4 protein-coding genes are annotated in these 4424 nt (G+C 39.7%); 1 reads left to right on the top strand and 3 read right to left on the bottom strand.

Annotated elements, in window-relative coordinates; all coding sequences use genetic code 11:
* A partial coding sequence (locus OQ268_RS17685; protein WP_322974047.1) for a Calx-beta domain-containing protein occupies window positions 1-2535 on the bottom strand: 2535 nt, incomplete at its 3' end.
* Window positions 2536-2988: 453 nt separating this feature from the next.
* On the opposite strand from OQ268_RS17685, the gene OQ268_RS17680 reads away from it, so the two are divergent.
* Window positions 2989-3168 carry a hypothetical protein gene (locus tag OQ268_RS17680; protein ID WP_265858134.1) on the top strand — a complete coding sequence of 60 codons (180 nt, stop codon included), beginning with the start codon at window positions 2989-2991 and terminating at the stop codon, window positions 3166-3168.
* A 32-nt stretch (window positions 3169-3200) separates the two neighbouring features.
* Here the strand turns inward: OQ268_RS17680 and OQ268_RS17675 are convergent, their stop codons facing one another.
* Both OQ268_RS17675 and OQ268_RS17670 read right to left on the bottom strand, forming a co-directional pair.
* Window positions 3201-3848, bottom strand: coding sequence for a response regulator (locus tag OQ268_RS17675; protein ID WP_265858133.1), 648 nt, complete (start codon window positions 3846-3848; stop codon window positions 3201-3203).
* Window positions 3849-3988: 140 nt separating this feature from the next.
* The coding region (locus tag OQ268_RS17670) for a type IX secretion system membrane protein PorP/SprF (RefSeq protein ID WP_265858132.1) at window positions 3989-4424 on the bottom strand (436 nt) is incomplete at its 5' end.

Below are 4424 nucleotides of genomic sequence, written 5' to 3'. Positions count from 1 at the left end.
TGAGGCATCAGTGGTTGCTACGCTGATTGTAGCGCTATCATTATCAGCAATATTTACTGTCGCAGTTAAGTCGGCAGCATTTAATGCGGTTGTTACGGTTGTAGTAACCGTATTACTTACACCCGTAATCACCAATACCACATTTTCATTTCCTTCGACAATCTGATCATCAAAAACTGTGACCGGTATCGTAGCAGAAGTTTGTCCGGCAGGTATGGTTACCGAGCCAGTTAATGGAGAAGCAGTATTGTAGTCTACACCATTCTGTGCAGATCCGGCTATGGAATAGGTAACTGTTGTAGTACCGGTTACGGCACTGGTTAAATTTACCGTAAACAATCCGTTTGTTGCGGGTTCTGAAGCATTCGGCGTTGTAGCTGTAATGCTAACGGAAGCTGGGACAGCTACTCCGGCAGAAGTGACGATGTTGTTACAACCAACTCCCGAAGGTGTACCATTACATTCCGTATCGGCATTGCCAGAGAATGTGGTCGTACTTTCATCAGTTGCATCCGGATCAGACACATCAGCTGATCTTAGAATTGTAGCCCTCGCAGCAACGGTAGTATTACTTAAAGCACTTCCTACAGTTCCAGTAATGGTGTATGTTATGCGAGAACCTGAAGTCATATTCAATGTTGTAGCATAGACCGTTGCCGATGTTGAGGTTGCAGTTTGTGTAATAGTTCCTGCGTTAACAACAGAAGTAGCAGAAGTAACGCTAAATCCAGATGGATACTCTAAATTAAAAACGGCACCGGTAACGTTGCTTACACTAGTGGCGTTATTCAAATTTTCTAAAACTACGGTATAAGTTATTGTACTACCCACCTTTGCAGAGGTTGTAGATGGTGTAATGCTGGTTACCCTTAAATCGGCTTGAGAAATGACTGCATTAACTGATTGCGTAGTTTCACTACCAGGAATAAAAGTATAAGTATCAAGCGATTTATTATTTCCGAAATCATTTAAGCCGGCACCAGGATTTGCTCCCCATTTATGTCCATTTGTTGCGCTAGAAATAGAATTTACACCTAACACCGCTTTTGTTGGGTTTGAAGGGGTACCAGCCACTGTAATATCCGTATCATCCCAGTATACAATGTCTTGCCCCGCGATAGGGTTGTATGCACTATTTAACTGCTGAATAATAGTACCATTCGGATTAATTTCAACATCGATGGATGGAAAGTGTACCTCGCCACCTAAAAGCTGTAGCCTGATTGTATTGACCGTGGTACCTGGAGGAACTTTTGTTCCCGGCGACACGGGATCTGATGCCGAAAGTCCTGCTCTCCCATCCCAAAGCACGGTATTAGCACCTGCATCAGCTTGCCCGGTCAAAATTCGATCTATAAATGCGCCACCACCCGGAATGGTGATTTTGTAACTTCCAGAAACATTACTGTCGAAATTGATATAGGCACCTTTAGAGCTGATATTCGATGTTGATCCTTCAACACCCGCAAAAGAAAAATTAGAAACGGTAGGTGCTGTTGCCGCTGCAGCTTTAAGCCACGTAGAGGTAGTCGGCGTGATTACTGCACTAACCGGTAAATCTGCAGCTGGTTTTTGATAAAAGATCTTATGTGTAACCTCATTCGCAGTATCATCAGTAGTTGGATTTTTTACTGGCGGATTAGTCGTTGAATTAACACTTTTATAACTTTTCTTACCATTAGCATCTTTAAAACCATTATTATTAACAAAGAATGTAGACGATACACCAACCTGTCCATTTTCATTTACCAAATAAGAATATCCATCTTTTGTAAGTACATAAAATTTCCCGTAAAAACCCCTTCCCGTTGCGAAGTTTTCGTTAATAATAGAGTTAAATACGTTGGTATAAACCCTACCACCTATCGCCGATGTGGTAGTTCCATCAGCAAAAACCGAGACATCCCAAGCAGCTATAGAAGCACCATCTGCCTGAGTCCATGCCGCATCTGCAAGTACGTTCACAGAACTTGTATTAGCGGTAGGTCCCGCTACAAATTCAATTTTCCAAACCCCTTCTTGTGCTGCAGTTGCCTGTCTTTGAAATGGCTGGTATCCCACTCTAGACCCACCAAGTTCTGATGCCCTGGTAGTTGTAAAAGTCCCGTTTACATAGATGCGACCCGTATTACTGCCTACTGTAGAACTAAAAACATTCCCATTTGGAGCTGTTAAGATAATTTGCCCATTTGTAGCTACAGCCTGAGCACTTGAAGCTGCTGCGATAAACTCCCCTGCTTTTACGTAAGCATAGTGCACACCCCTATTGATAAATGGAAAACTTGTAGCCGCAACATATGCACTACCGCCCGTAGTTGTTGTCGCACTTACTAGAAAGGCTCTGTTACCTGCTACTCCACTTGGATAAAGGTCCTTACTTCCATCTGCAAAAGCCGATGAAAAACCAAAAGATGAGAAAAATAGCGTAAATAATAGTCTGCACGTAAAACATTTAACGAAATTTTTCGTTAAATACTGAGATACACAGGAGATATTCTGCGTGAAAGCACGGAGCTCGAGTAAAAGTTTATTCATACACGGGACGATAAAGGGTTGCACTTTAAGCATGTGCGATGCTATGCAATTGTCTTGTTTGGTCTATCATCTACGTAAACCAGACGCTTCTGGTTCTGTAAATTTTATCATTCAAGCAAACTATTCCGCAAAGGTATAATTAAATTATGTCAGTGGCATTGTTACAATCTCTATCTTGTATAATTAATAATACAATTTGTTTATTATTTGATCTTTATCATAATCAATATCCGATTAGAGACAATTAGAGGGATTTTTTATAGTTGATAGAATAGAGAAATGTTGATTTTAATCAACTATTTACGTACAACTATTAAGACTATCCAAGTTTCGTCTCCTATCGCGATTGTTATTTAGGGTGCAAGAAAAAGATGACACTTATCCACATCGGATTGTTTTTTGAAGTCTTTAAAACCTAAACTTTACTTGATGTGTTTTAACAATAAAAATGTTATGAAAAACAACGAGAACGAAGATAAAGACAAAAAAACGCAGGGCACATCAAAAGGTAAGGCCAGTTTTGATCAAAACGGCAAAGGTGCTGCCGATAAGTTTGGCGAAGCAGGTGATGGTAAAAACGAAGGTGGCGATGATGGTGGAAAGGGTACCACAAACAAAAACCGGGAAAAATAATTAGCATAAAATAAGGAGTGGAATTCCGCTCCTTATTTTTCGTATATACTCATTTTCTCTGCGAGTTCAATTATACTTTTGATTTTTAGTTTTTGAAAAAGCCTTAATTTATAAGTACTTACCGTTCCCATTTGTAGATTAAGCTGGTTAGATATTTCCAGTACGCCAATTCCTTTCGTAAGTAATTCTGCCACTTCAAGTTCTCTACCCGAAAGTTTCGTGAAAGGATTATCAGCGTCATTTCCTAAAATGCTATTGAACATATTTTCTTTCACGTTCCTACTAGAATATCTACTTCCCGCTAATATTGTGGTGATGGCCGTTACAATTTCAGATTCCTCTGCATTTTTTGTAAGGTAGCCGGAAGCACCAGATTTAAGGTATGGCACTGCGTAAATATTTTCATTTAGTGATGAAAAAACAAGTATTCTTGCATTTGGCTGAAGCATCTTTATCTGATCGATAACTTTCAGGTTATTTGCTCCGGGTAGATTAACATCTATAATAATTAAATTAGGTGATCTTTCAGTTTCTACTAGTGCTTGTTCCAGGGTTGATGCATGAATTATTTCAACACCAGCCCAAAAATCTGATATTAGGCTTTTCAAGCCACGGCGGATGATCTCATGATCATCGGCAATTAAAACTGTAAATGTATTTCCTGAACTCTTCGGTTTCATCTTATATTAGGTGTTTGTGATTGTTAAAGTTATATTTTTTGCCTGCTGTATTCAATTTATTATCTAAAAAGACTTCATTATGCAACCATAAATGTAAACATTATTATACAATTTTACATATTTCGTGCCAATTTTAAATGTTAAAAAACTCGTGGCGTTGCTATCCTAACATTCGGTCTGAAGAAAGAATAAGCAATTGATATTTCGTGTGTACCGCCGCTGTAACCTTGTAAAGGGCCGATGGAAAAATCGTAACCATAACCAATTCGTAGCTGCTGCGATGGAAAAATCTGTAGCGCTGCTACCGCAGAATTTCTCGGTGTAAGATCTCGTTGCAGGTAGCTCTTATCGTAAAGCTTAACACCCGTTCGGTAAGAACCCCCAACCCATAGGTAATCTTTGATAAGCAGGAATGCATTCAGGTCTAAACTGGTGGGACCACCCCTATCGTCTTTTAGCAAAAACGATGGTTTGATACCAAAATCTTCTGACAGTGGAAAAAGTGCACCTGCAGTAAGGTAATAGTGTGGCTTGGGCTGTGGAATAAATGCATAGCGATCGATGTCGATGTAAGTA

This window comes from Pedobacter sandarakinus (assembly GCF_026240095.1).
Classification (GTDB): Bacteria; Bacteroidota; Bacteroidia; order Sphingobacteriales; family Sphingobacteriaceae; genus Pedobacter; species Pedobacter sandarakinus.
The sequence above is the reverse complement of the archived record's forward strand: the minus strand, read 5'-3'. Positions and strand labels throughout refer to the sequence as shown.

Bases quoted from the DNA above. Each gene is read 5' to 3' on its own strand.
- OQ268_RS17680 (WP_265858134.1), top strand. From the start codon at position 2,989: ATGAAAAACAACGAGAACGAAGATAAAGACAAAAAAACGCAGGGCACA.
- OQ268_RS17675 (WP_265858133.1), bottom strand. From the start codon at position 3,848: ATGAAACCGAAGAGTTCAGGAAATACATTTACAGTTTTAATTGCCGAT.